The sequence below is a fragment of the Acetobacter vaccinii genome (assembly GCF_008365315.1).
Taxonomy (GTDB): Bacteria; Pseudomonadota; Alphaproteobacteria; order Acetobacterales; family Acetobacteraceae; genus Acetobacter; species Acetobacter vaccinii.
The window spans coordinates 434374-453734 of sequence record NZ_CP043506.1 but is presented as its reverse complement, the minus strand read 5'-3'; the positions used below and the strand labels follow the sequence as shown (position 1 = coordinate 453734).

Sequence of the window (19361 nt, the reverse complement as noted above, 5' to 3'; positions counted from 1 at the left end):
GATATCATGTCGTTGGCTTTGCAAGGAATGGATTATATGAGCGGTCACATGTCCCCGTCGGAAATCGCCCGTTTGCAGGCGGCACTGCGCCGTCTGCTTGACGCCAAGGGCCTGACGGTCAACCCCGCGCCCCGCGCTGGCATGTCGGTTGAACTGGCAGTCAACGGCGAGGTGATTGGCACCGTGCATCGTGATGATGAAGATGGGGACGTCAGCTACGCCATCAACATGGTGGTGCTGGAAGAAGACCTGCCCCCCGCGCAGTAACAGCTATCGTGCGGTTCTGCCCCTGCCTGGACGGGGGCAGAACCGCACCATGTTACGCGTTAGGCCGGGTGGCTAAAACCTGCATGGGCTTGCATGACAGGAGCCCGGGCTACGGGCAGTTCGACATTGGTGATTTTCCAGCGCCAGCCCTGAATGTGCATGTCAATACGCAGGGGTGTTTCCCGCTCATGCCCTGGCAGGGGCACTTCCAACGTAAAATGGTCAAGCCGTGCAAAATGGACGGCCGCATTGCCCACCAGCGCCGCAAGCGACGGGGCAGGCTGGTGTGCGCGTTCATGCTGTTCAGGCAAGGCCATATCGACCAGCGTGCCAAGGTTGGCGTTGGTCACAGCGGTATCCACTGCGTTGGACACCGCTGTGCTGGCAAAGGATGAGCCAAACTCAGGCAGTTCGTCCGCAGGTGGGGCAGCAGCAAGGTGCAGCCCGGTCAGTGCCTGTCTCTTGATGGAGTTATCCAGCGCGCGCCAGTTTATAAGCTGGCCCAGTGCGGCCATGTCGTGGTCGCGCAGATCGACCGCCATAAAGGCAAGCGTGACAAAGGGAGAGGCCAGATAAAGCCCCAGAGCCAGCAGGCCGGAGCAGACACACACCCGGCGCGCGGTCTGGCGCCGGGGCAGACTGGCTGTTCGGGCCATAAGCCCGAAGCGGGTTGTGGTTGCCATGAAAGCAGCCCCTATGAATATACGAGATACGATAGCACCTATATAACAGACGCATACCTCCCATGAATAGTAACAACATCAGGCACGCAGCGGTATGACAGAATGATGATGGCCAGAAAAAAACCATCAACCTGCTGGACTATAAGGTTTTTCTGTATCCCCCGGTGTTGGCTGGACCATGGGTGGAAAGGGGATGGCAATGGAGATTGATTTTTCAGAGGCCGAAATTCAGCGCTATTCCCGCCACATTCTTCTGCACGAACTGGGCGGAGTAGGGCAGATGGCGCTTAAAAATGCGTCTGTTCTTGTGGTGGGGGCTGGCGGGCTTGGGTGCCCCACAGCGCTGTACCTTGCCGCAGCCGGTGTTGGCCGAATCGGGTTGGTGGATGACGATGTGGTGGAGCTTTCCAACCTGCAAAGGCAGGTGCTGCATGACACGGCGTCCGTGGGGCAGAAAAAGGTCCTGTCCGCCGCCAGCAGGTTGGCCGCCCTTAACCCAGAAATTCGAGTGGAAACATGGGACAGGCGGCTGGATGCTACATCAACCCACGACCTTGTCAGCCGTTATGACCTTGTGTGTGACGGGTCCGATAATTTTGAAACCCGCTACGCTGTCAACGCAGCCTGTGTGCGGGCGCGCAAGCCGTTGATTGTGGCGGCGGCACAGGGGTTTGGCGGCCAGCTTACGGGGTTCCGGCCTGGGCAGCATTCTGGCTGTTATCACTGCCTTTACCCGCAGGACCACACAGCGCCCGATGCCCCAACCTGCGCGCAGGCGGGCGTATTGGGGGCTGTTACTGGGGTGATAGGGACTTTGCAGGCCACAGAAGCCATTAAAGAACTGGCAGGCATTGGTATGTCGCTTGTTGGGCGACTGTTGTTGTGGGACGCGCTGAGTATGCGTTTTTCTGAAATGCCCGTGGGGGCCGACCCTACCTGCGCTGTCTGTGGCAACCAGCAGCCGGACCTGCTCCACCATGCATGACTCCATCCCGGCAAGCAGTAACGGCCTGGCCCTGATTGTGGTGGATGCAGGGTACGAGCGCCTGCACGCTGCTTTTATGATGGCCGCCACAGTTGCTGCTTTGGGGCGGCAGGTTACGGTCTTTGGCATGGGGGCCGGTGTTGCGGCCTTTCACTCCGACTGGGCCGGTGTTCCTGCCTTTGTGGAGGAGGAAGCCAGGCGGCAGCAGGCGGGTGTGGCAGGGCTGGAAGAACTGCGGGCAGCCGTTGTGGAGATGGGGGGGGAGTTGATGGTATGCGACTCCGGCCTGCGGGCTATGGGGCTGGCCGAAACGGCTTTGCTGGATGGGGTCAAAAGCCTTGGGTTGCCCAGTTTTCTGGACCACGCGGGGCCATGCCGCCAACTGGTGTTCTGAAAAACGGGGAGGGTGATATGGCCGGTTTTGTTCGGGTTTTCCGTCTTTCGGGTTTAGGGGCGCATACGGGCAGGAGGCGCAGGTTTTATTGTTCCTCTTGCTCCTACGGCGTAGTCTTGGCAGGGATGCAGCCATGATGTCTGTTCATTCTTCTTTGTATCGGTTCAGGCTGCTGTCCTGTGTGGCGGTGTTCCTTGGGGTGTCGGCGCAGGTCTCTCTGGCCCATGCCGCCAAGGCGGGGGCTGCATCGTCGTCGCACCATCACCACCACGCGCATGCCGCGGCCACCCACACGGCGGAGACTTCCCCGCAGGGTGGAAAGACAAAAAAATCCAAAGGCAAAGCGGCCCATGGGCACGCTCATGCTGATGCTGCGGAGCATGGTGGGCATGGCCACGCCAGTGCGGGAACTGCCAAGCGGCACCGGCGGCATCCGCTTGTTGCGGCTACAGCCGGGGCTGCTGTCGGCGCTGCGGCTGTTGCGGCAGCAACTCCGGCTACTGCTGCCCCCCCCGCAGCGGGCACGCCTGCGGCTCTGCCCGATATGGCTACTGGCGCGGATATGACCAAAGGGTCTGTCAGCGGTCTGCCCCTGCCGCGTTATGCTGCCCTGCGGTCTGATGAAGTGAACATGCGGGCCGGTCCTGGGCGGCGTTTCCCCATTCTGTGGGTCTATCATCGCCAGGGGCTGCCGGTGCGGATCGAGCGCGAGTTCGATGTCTGGCGTCTTGTCGAGGACCAAAGCGGCCAGAAAGGCTGGGTCCAGCAGGCAACCCTGTCGGGTGGTCGTTATTTTCTGGTCCCCGGTGAACCCCCGGGTGATGAAGCCCCTATTCCCACGCAGTCCGGGCAGGAAGGTGGGCATTCCACTGCTGGCCACATGGACAGCCGCGAGATGGGCTATGTCTTCAATCAGGCCGATGCCCTTGCCATTCATGGGGCGGTGCTGATGCGGAGTAGCGGCAACGACACGGCTCCGATCGTGGCCGTGCTGCGGCCCGGCACTGTTGGCAGCATTAAGGAATGTGCTGCGGGCACCAACTGGTGCAAGGTATCTGTCCACCATTACAATGGCTGGGTTTCTCGCAAGGAAATCTGGGGTGTGGACGAGGGCGAGGTTATCAGCCCGTCCTGAGGCTGCGGGACGACGCTCCTGTTGCCAGCACCGCGGGTGGGGAATGGTCTGACAGTGAAGTGGCTTAATTATGGGGACGGCAGGAGCCATGCCCCATGGGCAAGCGCGCAGAGGAACAGGACAGGCAATGACGATGGAGCGCGGTAGCAGACTGGGCAGGCGGAGCCTGCTGGGGGGCGTGTCCGGCCTGTCGGTCGGGCTGTTGCTGTCAGGGCGTGGGAATGCTGGCCCCCTTGGGGTGCCAGAGCCTGTGCATCCACCTGATGTGACCAGCATGCCGCCCCGGCAATGGGGGCCAGATGCCCCTCCGGCCTATACGCCCGACCCGGATGTGATCGTTCTCGACCAGCTTTTTCGCAATCTGGTTGCCCCTAACGCTGTGCTGGAACTGGTCTGGCGTGGGGGAACGTGGCTGGAAGGCCCGGCCTGGTCGTCCGAGGGGCGTTACCTGCTGTTAAGCGACACCGTAGGCAGCCGCCAGTATCGGTACCTGTGGGAGACAGGCGGGGTCAGTGTCTTTCGTCCCCAGTCCTATAATTCCTCTGGTAATACCTTTGATTATCAGGGGCGGCAGATTTCCTGCGAGCATTTTCTGCGCCGGGTTGTGCGGTGGGAGCATGATGGTTCGGCCCATGTCGTGGCTGAACATTATGAAGGCCACCCGCTGAACGGGCCAGAGGATGTCATAGCCCACCCCGATGGTAGCATCTGGTTTACCGACCCTGGCTACGGCACGGTGCTGGAAGAAGGCCATGCGGATATTCCCGGTGGGGAATCCAACCCCGATGGCCATCTGCGCTGGCAGGTGGGTGAGGAACTGATCGGGGCGGTTGGGGGGGTGCGGCGTCAGCCTGACCATACCTTCCGCGTGGACCCTTCGGGGCGGATAGAGGTCGTGCTGAAGCAGGAGCAACTGCCCAATCCGCGTGGGCTGTGCTTCTCGCCTGATTTTTCGCGCCTGTATGTTGTCTCCTCCGCACGACAGGCGGGTGGGCATGGGCATGAGGGTGACTGCGCCATCCATGTCTGCACCTTGCATAAGGACACGCTGCCGCTGTCCAACCTGCGCCTGTTTGCAAACATGCGCTTTGAGGGCGAGCAGATGGTGCCTGCTGGGGTGCGGGCAGATGTCTATGGCAACATCTGGTGTGGTGTCAGCGGGCCGTTAGGGCTGTGCGGTGTCTTTGTATTCAGCCCGGAAGGGCAACTGATTGGCCGCATCAGGTTGCCGCAGGGTGTGTCCAGCCTGACATTCGCTGGCCCCAAGCGGGACTGGCTGTATATGTGCGCCGGTGGCAACCTGTACCGGCTACAGGTCAGCACCCAGGGGGCAGGACCAGCCTGATAATAACAAAAAGGCTGAGGCAGCAGGTGCTGTCTCAGCCTTTTTGCAGTGCTACGCTGTAGCGTAATCCTTACGGGTGGGTCAGCTAAGCATGACCCACCCTAAGCGGATTACTGAGCGGATTCAGCAGCCGGAGCAGCTTCACCTTCGGCACCCTTCTTGTGGTGCTTGCCGTGGTGCTTGCCGTGGTGCTTGGAGGCCTTCTTTTCAGCCTTGTCAGCAGCGGCCGGAGCAGCGGCTTCAGCAGCCGGAGCAGCAGCGGCGGGAGCAGCAGCAGCCGGAGCAGCCGGAGCAGCTTCCTGAGCGAAGGACGGAACAGCAGCGCCCAGCAGGGCAACGGTGGACAGAGCCGCGAGCAGGTTACGAGAAGCCATATCTAAATTCTCCAAATTTAAAGACCCGGTTTTTGTCTGATACTTCGTTATGCAAATAGGTTTTGTCTGCCGTACGAAAGCTCATGCCGGTTCATGGATTATGCATACCACGACATCTGGAGGTCGTCTTGATCTAAAATTTTGTAGAGAATCGTGAATATCACGGCTTTGATAGGGCTTTGCCACATTTTTGCCGCAAAGCGGGAAAATGCACCGGAATTTTCACTGGAATATGGCGGTTTTCCGCAGTTTTTCGGGCCTGTAATTAAGGGCCGCCAAGGCTGTATCGTCAAAAATAAATGATACTGCCATGGTCTTGCCGCAGCCCGCCCCGAAGTGCAGGGCACTCCGGGGGTGGCCCCACAGTGTGGGGCCGGTCGCTGGCTTTAGCCTACGCTCTTGGAGCGCTTCTTGCGTTCGTTTGAGTCGAGGTAACGCTTGCGAAGGCGGATGGCAGAGGGTGTGACCTCAACCAGTTCATCGTCTTCAATGTAAGCAATTGCCTGCTCAAGCGACATGCGGCGCGGCGGAACCAGCAGCAGGGCTTCGTCCTTGCCGGAAGCGCGCATGTTGGTCAGCTTCTTTTCACGGATGGGGTTCACTTCCAGGTCGTTCTCGCGGGAGTGCTCCCCGATGATCATGCCCTGGTAAACCGTTTCACCCGCGTCAACAAACAGCGTGCCGCGATCCTGCAGGGAGAACAGCGAGTACTGCGTTGTCGTGCCATCTTCCGCCGAGATCAGGGACCCGTTGCGGCGGCCTTCGATGGTGCCAGCATAAGGCCCATAGTGGGAGAACAGGCGGTTCATGATGCCTGTGCCGCGCGTGTCGGTCAGGAATTCACCATGGTAGCCGATCAGCCCGCGGGACGGGATTGTAAACAGCAGACGCACCTTGTCCCCGCCGGACGGACGCATATCCTGCATCTGGCCCTTACGCATGGACATCTTTTCCACGACCACGCCCGAGTAGGGTTCGTCCACGTCGATCGTGACTTCCTCGTAAGGCTCTTCACGGTCGCCGGTTTCTTCATTGGCGCGGAACAGCACGCGCGGGCGGCCGATGGTCAGCTCAAACCCTTCGCGGCGCATGGTTTCGATCAGCACGCCAAGCTGCAGTTCCCCACGGCCTGCCACTTCAAAAGCTTCGCTTTCGGGGCTGTCGGTCACGCGGATGGCAATGTTGCTTTCCGTTTCCTTGAACAGGCGGTCACGGATCTGGCGCGATGTCACCTTCTTGCCTTCGCGGCCGCCCAGAGGGCCGTCGTTGAGGCGGAAGGTCATGGACAGTGTCGGCGGATCGACCGGAATAGCCTGCAGCGGGCCATCCTGCTCGGGGGAGGCAATGGTGTCAGGAATGGTCGCCTGGGACAGACCAGCCACGGCAACAATGTCACCTGCCTGAACTTCCTCAACAGCCACGCGTTCCAGGCCACGGAAGGACAGCAGCTTGGTCAGACGGCCCGTTTCCACAACGGACCCATCGGCGCGCAGTACCTTCACCGGCATGTTGACACGGGCACTACCCTGCTCAACACGGCCAGTCAGCACGCGGCCCAGGAAGTTGTCGCTCTCAAGAATGGTGGCCGTCATGGCAAAGGGCTTGTCCTTGTCCAGTGCCGGGGCGGGCACATGGCGCAGGATAAGCTCGAACATCGGGTTCAGGTCCTTGCGGGCGCCGTCAAGCGTTTCATCCGCCCAGCCCTGCCGGCCCGATGCGTACAGCATGGGGAAGTCGAGCTGTTCGTCATTGGCCCCAAGGGCTGCGAACAGATCGAAAATTTCGTTATGCACTTCGTCGGGGCGGGCGTCGCCACGGTCGATCTTGTTGACCACCACGATCGGCTTCAGGCCGCGTGCCAGTGCCTTGCCCACAACAAACTTGGTCTGGGGCAGCGCGCCTTCGGCTGAGTCGACCAGCACGATCGCACCGTCCACCATGCTCAGAATACGCTCCACTTCCCCGCCGAAGTCGGCGTGTCCGGGCGTGTCGATGATGTTGATGCGGGTGTTCTGCCAGACAACCGAGGTGCACTTGGCAAGAATGGTAATGCCACGTTCACGTTCGAGGTCGTTGCTGTCCATTGCCCGCTCGGCAACGGCCTGGTTTTCGCGGAAGGAGCCAGACTGTTTGAGCAGTTCGTCAACCAGCGTTGTTTTGCCGTGGTCAACGTGGGCGATAATGGCGATATTGCGGATATCCATGAATCGGCCTGATTTTTTCCTGCGCGCCGGGCCACCTCCTTCTGTCTGAAGGGGCGGCGGAGGAGCGCTGTGGTGTTTGCGTGGTCGCACAGATAGCCGCCCCCGCGCAGGAATGCACGTAAAATTCGCATGTCATGACAGAACAGCCCTTCCGCACCGCATGGCTGTGCCTGCTGTGCAAAGGCCACCTATGGGCAGAGCATTGGACAAGCCGCACTTATGGAATTAAGGATCATTCTCAAATATCGGGGTCCTGGCCACGCCTGTCCGCCATTGGCGCAGCCTGGCTACGGGCCGTGCCAGGGCAGGACAGACAGCCATGCTGCTTAACGACCTTCCGCTGTATCAAAGCGGCGTCATCGACCATGTAGAGGCGTTTTCGCCCCACGATCCCATTGCCCGCAGACTGGGTGAACTGGGGTTTGTGCCGGGTGAGCCGGTGCGGGTCGTGGCGTACGGGCCGGTCGGGAAAGACCCTGTCGCGGTCGAGGTCGGGTTTACCCGTTTTGCCCTGCGCGGGTCAGAGGCGCGGCGCGTCGTGCTGTGTCCGCATGAGCGCGAGCAGGGCAGCGCAGGTCAATGAGTGCCGCCACCACCACGCCAGACAATGCGCCAGCCGCCCTGCGTATTGCGCTGGTTGGCAACCCCAACTGTGGCAAGACAGCCCTGTTCAACCAGTTGACCGGCAGTAGGCAGAAAGTGGCCAACTACGCCGGGGTTACGGTCGAACGTAAAAGCGGACAACTGGTGACAGCCGCCGGGCGCAAGGTGCAGGTGCTGGACCTGCCCGGCACCTACAGTCTGGAGGCTACAAGCCCTGACGAGGCCGTCACGCGGGATGTGTGCATGGGCCGGTACAAGGGAGAGCCCGCGCCGGACCTGCTGATCTGCGTTGTAGCGGCCACCAACCTGCGCCTGCACCTGCGCTTTCTGCTGGAGCTGCGGCAGTTGGGGCGGCCCATGCTGGTGGTGCTGAACATGATGGACGCCCTGCACAAGCAGGGGCTGCAGGCCGATGTGCCCCGCTTGCAGGCCGAGCTGGGTGTGCCTGTGGTGACGACAGTGGGTGTCCAGCGTGGTGGGGCCAAAAACCTGGTCGATGCGCTTGACGGCCCCATGCCCCCGGCCCCTGTCCCGTGGGAGGATATGGGGGATGTGCATGCCCAGGTGCATCGCCTGCTGGGGCTGTGCATTACCCGGGAACACCCCGTGGGCCAGAAGCTGGAAGACACGCTGGACCGTTGGGTGCTGCACCCGGTTTGGGGCATGCTTATTCTGCTGGTCTTGCTGTTTATTATGTTTCAGGCTGTGTTTTCCTGGGCGCAGCCGTTCATGGATGCGTTGCAGGACGGCATGAACAGGCTGGGTGCGCTGGTGGGCACCGTGCTGCCAGACGGTCCGCTGCATGGTTTGGTGGTGGATGGTATTATTGGTGGCGCAGGCACGGTGGTGGTCTTTCTGCCGCAGATCCTGATCCTGTTCCTGTGGATTCTGACACTGGAGGAATCCGGTTATCTGCCTCGGGCTGCTTTTCTGCTGGATCGGTTCATGGCGGCGGCAGGATTGAGCGGGCGCTCCTTTATTCCGCTACTGTCCAGCTTTGCCTGTGCGGTGCCGGGCATTATGGCCACCCGCACAATCCAGAACCCGCGTGACCGGATGGTAACCATCCTGATCGCGCCGTTGATGACCTGCTCGGCCCGCCTGCCCATTTATGCCCTGTTGATCGGCGCATTTGTGCCCCATCAGCCTGTGCTGGGGATTTTCAACCTACAGGGGGTGGTGCTCTTCGTTCTGTATGCCGTGGGTATTCTCAGCGCACTGGTGGTGGCCTGGGTGCTGAAGAAAGGCGGGAATGAGGAAGAACACCCCCTGCTGATGGAACTGCCCGATTATCGCTGGCCCAGCCTGCGTAACCTCGGGCTGGAACTGTGGCAGAGGGCACGGATTTTCCTGTCCAGGGTTGGCACCATTATTGTTACACTCAGTGTTATCCTATGGGCGCTATCCAGTTTTCCTGCTCCGCCGCCGGGGGCCCAGGGGGCCGCGATTGACTGGAGTCTGGCTGGTCGAATCGGGCACCTGATGTTGCCGCTGTTCCAGCCCATTGGGTTTAACTGGCAGATCTGCGTTGCCCTTATCCCCGGTCTTGCCGCGCGTGAGGTTGCGGTGAGCGCGCTGGGCACAGTCTATGCCATTACCGCGTCGGAAAGTGATGCCGCAGCCAGTCTGACCCCGCTGCTGTCGTCGCAATGGAGTCTGGCAACGGCTCTGTCACTTCTGGCATGGTATGTTTATGCGCCGCAGTGCTTTTCCACACTGGCTGTTATCCGGCGGGAAACTGCATCGTGGCGGATGGTGCTGATAACCATGGGGTATCTGTTCGGTCTTGCCTACGTGGCGGCGTTTGTGACGTACCACGCCACACGGTGGATGACCGGCTGACAAAGGAGGCTGACATGGTGCAGGGGCTGGTTATAGGCGTTGTCCTGCTGGTGTGTGTGCTGTTCTGGTTCAGAAAGCTGGCACCTGGGGCTTATGTTTCGGTCTGTGGGGCTGGGGCTGCCACGCTGGGCCGCTGGGGCGTGCTGCCCGGCCTGCGGAGCCGACTGGAACGGCAGGCTCCACCGACCGGGTGCGGTGGCGGCTGTGCTGGCTGCAAGGACAGAGGTGGCGGCTGCCATTAAGCCTCTGGCTCTGTCATTCTGGAGGCTGTCGGGTGGTCGCGTGCGGCCACGGTAGCCGTCCATTCTTGGGTCTTGTCAGGCAAGCATAAAAAAACACCGGCACTGCCGTATTGGCATGCCGGTGTTTGTGTCTCTGGCCTGTGCTGGTAGGGCGTCAGGCGGCGGGCACACCCTTGCTGGTCGAGTATTCGAAGTGCAGGGCCTGCTCCGGGTAAACAATGGGGTGAATGGCGTGGGCTGCCATTGCGGCCTCGCTAAAGCCCTGAAGGATCAGCTTGAGCTTGCCGGGGTAACTGGCCACATCGCCAATGGCGAAAACGCCGGGCAGGCTGGTCTCGCAATTGGACGGGGTGACGGGAATGGTCGAACGGGCCGTATCCATGCCCCAGCGCGCCACAGGGCCAAGGTCGGTTGCAAGACCGAAGAAGGGCAGTAGCGTATCAGCCTCCAGCGTGCGGATACCACCGTCCATATCAATAACATCCACCCCGCGTAGTGCCCCGTTCTCGCCCTGGAGAGCGTGCAACTGGTAGGGCACGACCTTTTCGACCTGACCTGCAGCCACGGCTTCCTCAAGCTGACGCAGGCTTTCCGGCGCACCGCGGAAACGGTCGCGGCGGTGCAGTAGGTAGATTTTGGCAGCAATGTCCTTGAGGGTCAGCGCCCAGTCCAGAGCGGAGTCGCCACCACCGGCAATGACAATGCTGCGGCCCTGGAAGTCAGCTTTGCGGCGGACATAATACTGCACTGCGCCGCTGTCCTCATAAGCTTCCAGCCCTTCCAGTGGGGGGCGGTTGGGGCCAAATGCCCCGGCTCCTGCGGCAATAATGACAGCTTTGGCCCGCAGGGTTGCCCCCTTGTCGGTGCCCAGCACAAAGTCACCGCGCTGGCCGGACAGGCTTTCTACCCTGTGGCGCAGCATGCGGGGGATGGAGAAGGGCGCAATCTGGCGTTCCAGATTGGCAATAAGCTGGGCGCCTTCCACAGCCGGGCAGGCAGGAATGTCGTAAATCGGTTTTTCGGGATAAAGGGCGGCGCACTGGCCACCCGTTTCGGGCAGCACGTCAATCAGCACGCAGTGCAGGCGCAGCATGGCGCACTGGAAGGCGGCAAACAGCCCGGTCGGGCCTGCGCCAATAATGGCCACATCGGTTTCGGAGGGCGTGTCGGTCATGCGCTTGAGATCCTGTTCCCCTGACTAGCCTTGTGGGGATAAAACCAAGACCGCTTTGAGCGCAAGGGTGCTTGCTACGGTGTGTGCCGCAACAGGGGCAAAGGGAGTGCGGGCAGGGTGCCCCCGGTGCGGTCCTGCACCGGGGGCTAAGGGTCAGGCCTTGGCCAGAGCCGCCTTCAGGCGGGTGTCGAGCACGTCAAGGAATGCCTGGGTATCCAGCCATTTTGTGTCCTTACCGACCAGCATTGCCAAGTCCTTGGTCATCTGCCCGCCTTCGACGGTTTCAACGCAGATTTTTTCCAGCGTCGTCGCAAATTCGACCACGTCAGGCGTGTTGTCGAAGCGGCCACGGTAGGCCAGCCCGCGTGTCCATGCGAAGATGGAGGCAATCGGGTTGGTGCTGGTGGGCTTGCCCTTCTGGTGTTCGCGGTAGTGGCGTGTCACCGTGCCGTGGGCGGCCTCGGCTTCCACCACATCACCTGTGGGGCTCAGCAGCACGGATGTCATCAGGCCAAGGCTGCCAAAGCCCTGGGCCACAATGTCGCTTTCCACGTCGCCATCGTAGTTCTTGCAGGCCCAGACATACCCGCCGGGCCACTTGAGGGCACAGGCCACCATGTCGTCGATCAGGCGGTGTTCGTAGGTCAGGCCCAGCTTGTCGAATTCGGCCTTGAATTCCTTTTCGTACACCTCCTGGAACACGTCCTTGAACATGCCGTCATAGGCTTTCAGAATCGTGTTCTTGGTGGACAGATACACCGGCAGCTTGCGGTCACGCCCGTAGGACAGCGATGCGCGGGCAAACCCTTCGATCGAGGCGCGGGTATTGTGCATGCCCAGCGCAACGCCGGGGCCTTTGAAGTCATGCACGTCAAGCGTGATGGCTTCACCGCCATCGGCGGGGACAAAGTTCAGCGTCAGCTTGCCGGGGCCAGCAATCTTGGTTTCCGTCGCGCGGTAGATGTCACCATAGGCATGGCGGCCGATCACGATGGGCTTGGTCCAGTGCGGCACAAGGCGCGGCACGTTGGAGCAGATGATGGGCTCGCGGAAGATGGTGCCATCGAGAATGTTGCGGATGGTGCCGTTGGGCGAACGCCACATCTTCTTCAGCCCGAATTCCGTCACGCGGGCTTCATCGGGGGTGATGGTGGCGCATTTTACGGCCACGCCATAGCGCTTGGTGGCCTCGGCTGCGTCAACGGTTACCTGATCGTCCGTGGCGTCGCGGTGTTCGATGCCGAGGTCGTAGTATTTCAGGTCAATATCCAGGTATGGGAGAATCAGGCGCTCACGGATGAAGTGCCATATGATGCGGGTCATTTCATCCCCGTCCATCTCCACAACCGGGTTTTTGACCTTTATTTTAGCCATGTCGCATATCCGTTTCCGACGAGTGTTTTTCCTTCACATCGCGTATGGGTGCCAGGGGCAGTCATACGTTATGTGGATGAAGCCACCATAGGGGGAGTTGGGCGCGCAGGCAGTTCACATTCCGGACAGGCGACCTGCGGCCAAGGCCACAAGAGTGTGAGAATGCTTACAAATTTTGTGGGGGGAGGGGGCAATCGCCTACGTAGACTGCCAAAAAAGCATGACAGCCTGAGGTCAGGCTGTCTGTAATAACATTTTATTGTCATGAAACTGCTGGGGCGAACGACGGGACTTGAACCCGCGACCACCGGTACCACAAACCGGCGCTCTACCAGCTGAGCTACGTCCGCCGCACAGCAAGCGGACTTTTAGAGAGGAATGCCTGCCCCGTCAATGCGTAACGTGACAGTTTATGGATGAAAAATTCATTCCCGGTCATTTTTCCAGCGTTCAATGCGGCTGACCGCCTCAATCAGCACTTCCTCCCGCTTGCAAAAGGCAAAGCGCACAAGGTTTTTGGGCGGGGTGCCGCTCTGGCTGTCATAAAAAGCCGAAGCGGGAATGGGGGTTACGCGCGCCTGTTCGGTTAACTGGCGGGCAAAGGCGACATCATCCAGTCCGTTGGCCAGGGCCGAGATGTCGGCCATGACAAAGTAGCTGCCATTGCAGGGCAGCACACCAAAGCCTGCGCGAGTCAGGCCGTTGGACAGAATGTCTTTCTTGCGGGCCATGTCGGTGGCCAGAGCCCCAAAATACGCCTGATCTTTTGCAAGACCAAAAGCCACAGCGCGTTGCAGGTTGGGGGCTGTGGCAAACACAAGGTTCTGGTGCGCCTTGGCGATGACCGATGCCAGTGCCGCGCAGGCTGTGACGTAGCCGACCTTCCAGCCGGTCAGTGAGAAGCTTTTGCCTGCGCTGCCAATACGGATGCAGCGCTCGCGCATGTCGGGCAGGGTCATGAGCGAGACATGGGTCTGGCCGAATACAAGGTGCTCATACACCTCGTCACAGATGGCATAGGCATCGTGGCGGCGGAGCAGGCTGGCAATAAAGTCCAGCTCTTCAGCCGTGAACACCTTGCCTGTGGGGTTCATGGGGGTGTTGAGGACAATGGCCTTGGTGCGGGGGCCAAAGGCGGCCTCCAGCGCCTGACGGGGCAGCGCCCAGTCCGGGGCCTCCAGCCGTACAAGCTGGGGGACAGCGCCAAGCTGGCGGATAATGGGTAGGTAGGTGTCGTAGAGGGGTTCCATCAGCACCACCTCGTCCCCCGGCTCCAGCAACGCCATGAAGGAAGCCGCAAGGGCTTCCGTCGCGCCGGATGTCACCACAACTTCCGAGTCGGCAGAGACGGCAATGCCCTGAAAGCGCAGGCTGGCGTCGGCCACGGCCTGGCGCAGTTCGGGCAGGCCTGTCAGCGGGGCGTACTGGTTGCGCCCGTCCAGCAGGGCATTGGCGGCGACCTGCACCATGTCCTGCGGGCCTTCGGTATCGGGAAAACCCTGGCCGAGGTTAATGGCGTCATGCTGGCGTGCCAGTTCGGACATGACCGTGAAGATGGTGACAGGCTGGCTGGCAAGATGTCTGTTGAGTGCTCTGGTCATGGCTGGGTCCTTGAAATTGAGGCGGGCGCAAGGATGGGGCGCGCGGCAGGCCCGTGCCTGCTGGGTGGGGGAGGAGTGGTTTTGATTCCCGATCGATACAATTTTGCAATCTACCCGATTGCCCAAGGGGGCAAGGCGTGCGAGTGTAATGTCTCCAAATGCGGTGCCCTGTGCGACAAGGCGCGGCCACGGAAGGACAGGCCCGCAGCGGCGGGTGCAGCAATGGTATACTGACGACGCGACATGAAGAAAATCGAGGCCATTATCAAGCCGTTCAAACTCGATGAAGTGAAGGAAGCCCTTCACGAACTCGGGCTTCAAGGGATTACCGTCATCGAGGCCAAAGGCTTCGGGCGGCAGAAAGGTCATACGGAACTTTATCGTGGCGCGGAATATATTGTTGATTTTTTGCCCAAGATGAAGATCGAGGTGGTCTGTCCTGCATCGGTGGTTGAACGCGCGGTGGAAGCCATTTCCGCCGCTGCCCGCACAGGCCGGATCGGTGACGGCAAGATTTTCGTAATCCCGGTGGACGACGTGGTGCGAATCCGCACGGGAGAGCGGGGAGAAGACGCGATCTGACACCCCGCCGGGGTGGCGCCGCTTTTTTATACGACTGACAGACATCCAGTGCGTGACCGCAAAGGCGCGGCGCGCAATCAGGCTTGGTAGGTGAAGAGAGCATGGTAAAGAAAACAGCTTCGGCCGGCGACAGCAAGGCTGCCGCGATTGCCAAGGTTTTTGACCTTATTCAGGAACACTCCGTTGAACTCGTAGACCTGCGTTTCACGGACCCGAAGGGCAAGTGGCATCATACGTGCCAGCATGTCAGCACCATCGAGGAAGACAGCTTCACCGACGGCTTCATGTTCGATGGTTCCTCCATCGGCGGTTGGAAAGCCATCAACGAAAGCGACATGGTCCTGCTGCCCGACGCAACGTCCGCCGTGCTGGACCCGTTCTCGGCCCGTCCGCAGCTTATCCTGTTCTGCGACATTATCGAGCCGTCCACCGGGCAGCCCTATAACCGCGACCCGCGCTCCACCGCCAAGCTGGCCGAGCAGTACCTGAAGGCCTCCGGCCTGGGTGACACGGCTTTCTTCGGCCCGGAAGCTGAATTCTTCATCTTCGACAACGTCCAGTTCGGCACAGGCCCCAACTACGGCAAGTTCCAGCTCGACAGCATCGAAGGCCCCGGCGCTTCCCTTAAGGAATATGCTGAAGGCAACATGGGCCACCGCCCCGGCGTAAAGGGCGGCTACTTCCCGGTTGCTCCGGTTGACAGCGAAAGCGACCTGCGCGCTGAAATGCTGGCCACCATGGGCGAAATGGGTCTGGCGATCGAAAAGCACCACCACGAAGTGGCGCAGTCCCAGCACGAACTGGGCACCAAGTTCGAAACGCTGGTCCGCGCTGCCGACTTCATGCAGATCTACAAATACTGCGTGCACAACGTCGCCCATTCCTACGGCAAGACGGCAACCTTCATGCCCAAGCCAATTTATGGCGACAACGGCTCGGGCATGCACGTCCACCAGTCCATCTGGAAAGACGGCAAGCCGACCTTTGCTGGCAATGGCTATGCTGACCTGTCCGATACGGCGCTGTACTACATCGGCGGTATCATCAAGCACGCCAAGGCGCTGAACGCCTTCACCAACCCGTCTACCAACTCCTACAAGCGCCTGATCCCGGGCTTTGAAGCGCCTGTGCTGCTGGCATACTCTGCCCGCAACCGCTCCGCTTCCTGTCGTATCCCGTATGCGACAAGCCCCAAAGCCAAGCGCGTTGAAGTCCGCTTCCCCGATCCCACAGCCAACCCCTACCTGGCGTTCTCCGCCATGCTGATGGCTGGCCTGGACGGCATCAAGAACAAGATCCACCCTGGCGACGCCATGGACAAGGACCTGTACGACCTGCCGCCCGAAGAGCTGAAGCAGATCCCGACGGTTGCTGGCTCCCTGCGTGAAGCGCTTGAAGCCCTTGCTGAGGACCACGAGTTCCTGCTGGCTGGTGGCGTGTTCACCAAGGACCAGATCGAAAGCTACATCACCCTGAAGTGGGACGATGTGTACCGTTTTGAACACACGCCGCACCCGGTCGAGTTCGAACTGTACTACTCCGTCTGATATCAGGCAGTTTCCGCCGGGTTTTTATCCGGCGGGAAGAGAAGTGGAAAAACGCGGTCTCCTCGGGGGCCGCGTTTTTTTGCGTTTTGGTGCCAGGCGTGTTGCGGGTGGGATAGTGCTTGCGGGCAGGCGTGGGATCGGCAATCCTGCCGGGTATGTGGAATGAGCCCTATCTTGAAACATGCTGCCGCTCGGCCCTGCACAGGCTTTGCCTTGCGGGAGAAAGCGGCCGTCCCGCAGGCTTGGCGGATGACCCCTGCCTGGCGCGCATGGAACGCATGGGGCTGGTGTGCCAGAGTGCAGAGGGCCGCTTTGTCGTGACCGAAGCCGGGGTGGAGCGCCATGCCTCGGAAGTTATGGGCCGATGTGCGTCACGTCATTCTAGCCGATGATCACGCCAGAGGATGTCTGGAGTAGGCTGGACAGTCTGGCGCGGGAGCAGGGGTTAACTCCGTCTGGTCTGGCCAAGGCGGCGGGGCTGGATGCCACGACCTTCAATCCTTCCCGTCGCGCGGGACTGGACGGGGCACTGCGCTGGCCGTCCATGGGGTCGTTGTTGCGTGCACTGGATGTGCTGGGTGTGCATCTTGCAACATTTGCAGCGCAACTGCCGGGGGGTGTGAGCCCTCTCATCCCACAAGCAGAGGGGGTATCTCCCAGCCCCCTGTTGCCCAGCCTGCCGCTGTCCCACCTTGGGCAGGCAGGTCTGTTTGACAAGGGTGGCTGCCCGACAGGGGCAGCGTGGGAAGATGTGGAAGCCCCGTTTGGTTTTACAGCCCCCGCCTATGTCGTGCGGATTGATACCGCCTGCCTGGAGCCTGTCCTGCGGGAAGGTGCTTCGGCCGTTGTCCTGCCGGTGCTGGAGGCCAGGGCGCGGGACCGCGTGTTGTTGTTGCAACCGGGGCAGGAGGCTGTGGCGGGTGTATTGCTGGCGGGCGCTCCACCGCGCCTTGCGCCCCTTTCGGCTGCTGCGGGTGGGGTGCCTTTGTTGTGGAATACGGCAGAGAATGTCTGGCTGCACCGCATTGTCATGACAACACTGTAGGCATGGGCAGGCGGCCTCTGGCGGTGTGCGCGCAGTCGGTGTACGAAAAAACGCATTCAGGTCGGTTCGCCCCGCAGGAAGCGGCTGACTTTTTCCTTTATTTCCCGTAAAGGGAGCAGCATGACCGACACACCCCTTTCGCTCATTCGCAACTTTTCCATCATCGCACATATCGATCATGGGAAATCCACGCTGGCGGACCGCCTGATTCAGGCCTGCGGCGCTCTGACCGCCCGTGAGATGACCAATCAGGTCCTTGATAACATGGACCTTGAGCGTGAGCGTGGCATCACCATCAAAGCGCAGACCGTGCGCCTGACCTATCCGGCCAAGGATGGCAATACCTATGTCCTGAACCTGATGGACACCCCCGGACATGTTGACTTTGCCTATGAAGTCAGCCGGTCGCTGGCGGCGTGCGAAGGGTCATTGCTGGTGGTTGACGCCTCGCAGGGGGTGGAAGCGCAGACGCTGGCCAACGTGTACCAGGCGATCGACGCCAACCACGACATCGTGCCTGTGCTGAACAAGGTGGACCTGCCTGCCGCCGAGCCTGAGCGTGTCAAAGCCCAGATTGAAGAAGTGATTGGCATTCCGGCTGATGACGCGGTGGAAATTTCCGCCAAGACCGGCCTGAATATTGAAGGCGTGCTGGAAGCCATTGTCACCCGCCTGCCTGCCCCGCAGGGTGATGCGGAAAAACCCTTGCAGGCCATGCTGGTGGATAGCTGGTACGATGCCTACTTGGGCGTGATCGTGCTGGTGCGGATTAAGGAAGGCCGCCTGAAGAAGGGCATGAAAATCCGCATGATGTCCTCCGGTGCGGTGCATCAGGTGGATCAGGTCGGCGTATTTTCCCCGCGGATGACGGCTGTGGAAAGCCTCGGGCCGGGTGAGATGGGCTATATCAACGCCGCCATCAAGACCGTGGCTGACTGTAACGTGGGTGACACCATCACCGACGATCGCCGCCCGGCGCAGACTCCGCTGGCGGGCTTCAAGCCCTCCATTCCCGTGGTGTGGTGTGGGCTGTACCCGATCGTTGCTGATGACTTTGAAAAACTGCGCGATAGCCTTGCCAAGCTGCGCCTGAACGATGCGTCTTTCCACTACGAAGCAGAAACATCAGCCGCACTGGGCTTTGGGTTCCGCTGCGGTTTTCTGGGTCTCCTGCACCTTGAAATCATTCAGGAACGCCTGTCGCGGGAATTCGATCTGGACCTGATCGCGACCGCACCGTCCGTGGTTTACAAGATCGAACGCACCAATGGTGAAACCGAGGAACTGCATAACCCAGCTGATATGCCTGATCCGTCCCTGATTGAAAAAATCGAGGAACCATGGATCAAGGCCACCATCATGGTGCCGGACGAATATCTGGGCGCAGTGCTGACCCTGTGTACGGAACGGCGCGGAACCCAGATTGACCTGACCTACGTTGGCAGCCGCGCCATGGCAGTTTACCGATTGCCGCTGAACGAGGTCGTGTTTGACTTCTATGACCGTCTGAAGTCTCTGACCCGTGGTTACGCCAGCTTTGACTATCAGATGGATGGCTATCTGGAGAGCGACCTTGTGCGTATTTCCATTCTGGTCAACCAGGAGCCGGTGGATGCGCTGTCGTTTATTGCGCATCGGTCAGCGGCGGAAACACGCGGTCGCTCCATCTGCGCGCGGCTGAAGGACCTGATCCCCCGCCAGTTGTTCAAGATCGCCATTCAGGCTGCCATCGGCAGCCGGGTTATCGCCCGTGAAACCATTGGTGCCCTGTCCAAGGACGTGACAGCCAAGTGTTATGGTGGTGATATCTCGCGTAAGCGCAAACTGCTGGAAAAGCAGAAGGAAGGTAAAAAGCGCATGCGCCAGTTTGGTAAGGTTGAAATTCCGCAGAGCGCCTTCCTGGCCGCTCTTAAAATGGAACACTAGGCCCCAGGCAGGCGTTTCCTGCCCGGCTGCCTTGCCCC

Annotated in this window: 19 protein-coding genes and 1 tRNA gene; 13 read left to right on the top strand and 7 right to left on the bottom strand. The window is 60.5% G+C overall.

The features are described from left to right. Positions 1 to 36 precede the first annotated feature (36 nt). Positions 37 to 267, top strand: coding sequence for a DUF3126 family protein (locus tag FLP30_RS02025; protein WP_149278119.1), 231 nt, complete (start codon positions 37 to 39; stop codon positions 265 to 267). 59 nt (positions 268 to 326) lie between these two features. Here FLP30_RS02025 and FLP30_RS02020 read toward each other — a convergent pair whose 3' ends face one another. Continuing rightward, positions 327 to 950, bottom strand: a complete 624-nt coding sequence (locus tag FLP30_RS02020) for a DUF2939 domain-containing protein (RefSeq protein WP_149278118.1) — start codon at positions 948 to 950, stop codon at positions 327 to 329. 199 nt (positions 951 to 1149) lie between these two features. Here FLP30_RS02020 and FLP30_RS02015 point away from each other — a divergent pair, with 199 nt between their 5' ends. The 4 genes from FLP30_RS02015 to FLP30_RS02000 all read left to right on the top strand — a co-directional run bounded on the left by FLP30_RS02015 (position 1150) and on the right by FLP30_RS02000 (position 4809). Beyond that, the gene (locus FLP30_RS02015) at positions 1150 to 1935 is read left to right on the top strand and encodes a HesA/MoeB/ThiF family protein (RefSeq protein WP_149278117.1); all 786 of its coding nucleotides are present in this window, start codon (positions 1150 to 1152) and stop codon (positions 1933 to 1935) included. Then, entirely contained in the window at positions 1928 to 2329 is a 402-nt protein-coding gene (locus tag FLP30_RS02010; RefSeq protein WP_149278116.1) for a DsrE family protein, read from the top strand. The genes FLP30_RS02015 and FLP30_RS02010 overlap by 8 nt, the downstream gene beginning before the upstream one ends. Positions 2330 to 2462: 133 nt before the next feature. After that, on the top strand, positions 2463 to 3464 hold the full coding sequence (locus FLP30_RS02005) for an SH3 domain-containing protein (RefSeq protein WP_149278115.1): 1002 nt from the start codon (positions 2463 to 2465) through the stop codon (positions 3462 to 3464). Between the two features lie 127 nt (positions 3465 to 3591). Then, on the top strand, positions 3592 to 4809 hold the full coding sequence (locus FLP30_RS02000) for an SMP-30/gluconolactonase/LRE family protein (protein WP_149278114.1): 1218 nt from the start codon (positions 3592 to 3594) through the stop codon (positions 4807 to 4809). A 110-nt stretch (positions 4810 to 4919) separates the two neighbouring features. On the opposite strand, the gene FLP30_RS01995 is transcribed toward FLP30_RS02000, so the two are convergent. Next, positions 4920 to 5183, bottom strand: a complete 264-nt coding sequence (locus FLP30_RS01995) for a hypothetical protein (protein ID WP_168200032.1) — start codon at positions 5181 to 5183, stop codon at positions 4920 to 4922. Between the two features lie 386 nt (positions 5184 to 5569). Further along, complete coding sequence (gene typA, locus FLP30_RS01990) at positions 5570 to 7387, bottom strand: translational GTPase TypA (RefSeq protein ID WP_149278112.1); 1818 nt, start codon at positions 7385 to 7387, stop codon at positions 5570 to 5572. A gap of 319 nt (positions 7388 to 7706) precedes the next feature. Here typA and FLP30_RS01985 point away from each other — a divergent pair, with 319 nt between their 5' ends. The 3 genes from FLP30_RS01985 to FLP30_RS01975 are packed head-to-tail and all read left to right on the top strand — an operon-like array spanning position 7707 to position 10074. Then, positions 7707 to 7970 carry a FeoA family protein gene (locus tag FLP30_RS01985; RefSeq protein ID WP_149278111.1) on the top strand — a complete coding sequence of 88 codons (264 nt, stop codon included), beginning with the start codon at positions 7707 to 7709 and terminating at the stop codon, positions 7968 to 7970. Further along, positions 7967 to 9832, top strand: coding sequence for a ferrous iron transport protein B (feoB, locus tag FLP30_RS01980; protein WP_149278110.1), 1866 nt, complete (start codon positions 7967 to 7969; stop codon positions 9830 to 9832). The genes FLP30_RS01985 and feoB overlap by 4 nt, the downstream gene beginning before the upstream one ends. Before the next feature lie 14 nt (positions 9833 to 9846). Further along, on the top strand, positions 9847 to 10074 hold the full coding sequence (locus FLP30_RS01975) for a DUF6587 family protein (protein ID WP_149278109.1): 228 nt from the start codon (positions 9847 to 9849) through the stop codon (positions 10072 to 10074). 154 nt (positions 10075 to 10228) lie between these two features. Here FLP30_RS01975 and FLP30_RS01970 read toward each other — a convergent pair whose 3' ends face one another. From FLP30_RS01970 to FLP30_RS01955, 4 genes are all read right to left on the bottom strand, one after another. Next, positions 10229 to 11248, bottom strand: a complete 1020-nt coding sequence (locus tag FLP30_RS01970) for an NAD(P)/FAD-dependent oxidoreductase (RefSeq protein WP_149278108.1) — start codon at positions 11246 to 11248, stop codon at positions 10229 to 10231. Positions 11249 to 11401: 153 nt separating this feature from the next. After that, complete coding sequence (locus tag FLP30_RS01965; protein ID WP_149278107.1) at positions 11402 to 12622, bottom strand: NADP-dependent isocitrate dehydrogenase; 1221 nt, start codon at positions 12620 to 12622, stop codon at positions 11402 to 11404. Positions 12623 to 12896: 274 nt separating this feature from the next. Then, a tRNA-His gene (locus tag FLP30_RS01960) sits at positions 12897 to 12972 on the bottom strand. Positions 12973 to 13047: 75 nt separating this feature from the next. Continuing rightward, complete coding sequence (locus tag FLP30_RS01955; protein WP_149278106.1) at positions 13048 to 14223, bottom strand: aminotransferase; 1176 nt, start codon at positions 14221 to 14223, stop codon at positions 13048 to 13050. 243 nt (positions 14224 to 14466) lie between these two features. On the opposite strand from FLP30_RS01955, the gene FLP30_RS01950 reads away from it, so the two are divergent. The 5 genes from FLP30_RS01950 to lepA all read left to right on the top strand — a co-directional run bounded on the left by FLP30_RS01950 (position 14467) and on the right by lepA (position 19323). Continuing rightward, on the top strand, positions 14467 to 14805 hold the full coding sequence (locus FLP30_RS01950; RefSeq protein ID WP_149278105.1) for a P-II family nitrogen regulator: 339 nt from the start codon (positions 14467 to 14469) through the stop codon (positions 14803 to 14805). 101 nt (positions 14806 to 14906) lie between these two features. Further along, positions 14907 to 16352: a type I glutamate--ammonia ligase gene (gene glnA / locus FLP30_RS01945; protein WP_149278104.1), complete on the top strand. Its 1446-nt coding sequence runs from the start codon at positions 14907 to 14909 to the stop codon at positions 16350 to 16352. Positions 16353 to 16507: 155 nt separating this feature from the next. Beyond that, entirely contained in the window at positions 16508 to 16744 is a 237-nt protein-coding gene (locus FLP30_RS01940; protein ID WP_149280164.1) for a hypothetical protein, read from the top strand. After that, a complete protein-coding gene (locus FLP30_RS01935) occupies positions 16741 to 17397 on the top strand; it encodes a helix-turn-helix transcriptional regulator (RefSeq protein WP_149278103.1) in 657 nt (218 codons plus the stop codon). The genes FLP30_RS01940 and FLP30_RS01935 overlap by 4 nt, the downstream gene beginning before the upstream one ends. A gap of 120 nt (positions 17398 to 17517) precedes the next feature. After that, positions 17518 to 19323 (top strand): translation elongation factor 4, encoded by a 1806-nt coding sequence (lepA, locus tag FLP30_RS01930; RefSeq protein WP_149278102.1) that lies wholly within the window; start codon positions 17518 to 17520, stop codon positions 19321 to 19323. Positions 19324 to 19361: the final 38 nt, after the last annotated feature.

Coding starts and splice junctions, on each gene's coding strand:
- FLP30_RS01975 (WP_149278109.1), top strand. CDS start 9,847: ATGGTGCAGGGGCTGGTTATAGGCGTTGTCCTGCTGGTGTGTGTGCTG.
- FLP30_RS01940 (WP_149280164.1), top strand. CDS start 16,508: ATGTGGAATGAGCCCTATCTTGAAACATGCTGCCGCTCGGCCCTGCAC.
- FLP30_RS02025 (WP_149278119.1), top strand. CDS start 37: ATGAGCGGTCACATGTCCCCGTCGGAAATCGCCCGTTTGCAGGCGGCA.
- FLP30_RS02015 (WP_149278117.1), top strand. CDS start 1,150: ATGGAGATTGATTTTTCAGAGGCCGAAATTCAGCGCTATTCCCGCCAC.
- lepA (WP_149278102.1), top strand. CDS start 17,518: ATGACCGACACACCCCTTTCGCTCATTCGCAACTTTTCCATCATCGCA.
- FLP30_RS01955 (WP_149278106.1), bottom strand. CDS start 14,223: ATGACCAGAGCACTCAACAGACATCTTGCCAGCCAGCCTGTCACCATC.
- FLP30_RS02010 (WP_149278116.1), top strand. CDS start 1,928: ATGCATGACTCCATCCCGGCAAGCAGTAACGGCCTGGCCCTGATTGTG.
- FLP30_RS02000 (WP_149278114.1), top strand. CDS start 3,592: ATGACGATGGAGCGCGGTAGCAGACTGGGCAGGCGGAGCCTGCTGGGG.
- FLP30_RS02005 (WP_149278115.1), top strand. CDS start 2,463: ATGATGTCTGTTCATTCTTCTTTGTATCGGTTCAGGCTGCTGTCCTGT.
- FLP30_RS01985 (WP_149278111.1), top strand. CDS start 7,707: ATGCTGCTTAACGACCTTCCGCTGTATCAAAGCGGCGTCATCGACCAT.
- FLP30_RS01995 (WP_168200032.1), bottom strand. CDS start 5,183: ATGGCTTCTCGTAACCTGCTCGCGGCTCTGTCCACCGTTGCCCTGCTG.
- FLP30_RS01935 (WP_149278103.1), top strand. CDS start 16,741: ATGATCACGCCAGAGGATGTCTGGAGTAGGCTGGACAGTCTGGCGCGG.
- typA (WP_149278112.1), bottom strand. CDS start 7,387: ATGGATATCCGCAATATCGCCATTATCGCCCACGTTGACCACGGCAAA.
- glnA (WP_149278104.1), top strand. CDS start 14,907: ATGGTAAAGAAAACAGCTTCGGCCGGCGACAGCAAGGCTGCCGCGATT.
- FLP30_RS01965 (WP_149278107.1), bottom strand. CDS start 12,622: ATGGCTAAAATAAAGGTCAAAAACCCGGTTGTGGAGATGGACGGGGAT.
- FLP30_RS02020 (WP_149278118.1), bottom strand. CDS start 950: ATGGCAACCACAACCCGCTTCGGGCTTATGGCCCGAACAGCCAGTCTG.
- FLP30_RS01970 (WP_149278108.1), bottom strand. CDS start 11,248: ATGACCGACACGCCCTCCGAAACCGATGTGGCCATTATTGGCGCAGGC.
- feoB (WP_149278110.1), top strand. CDS start 7,967: ATGAGTGCCGCCACCACCACGCCAGACAATGCGCCAGCCGCCCTGCGT.
- FLP30_RS01950 (WP_149278105.1), top strand. CDS start 14,467: ATGAAGAAAATCGAGGCCATTATCAAGCCGTTCAAACTCGATGAAGTG.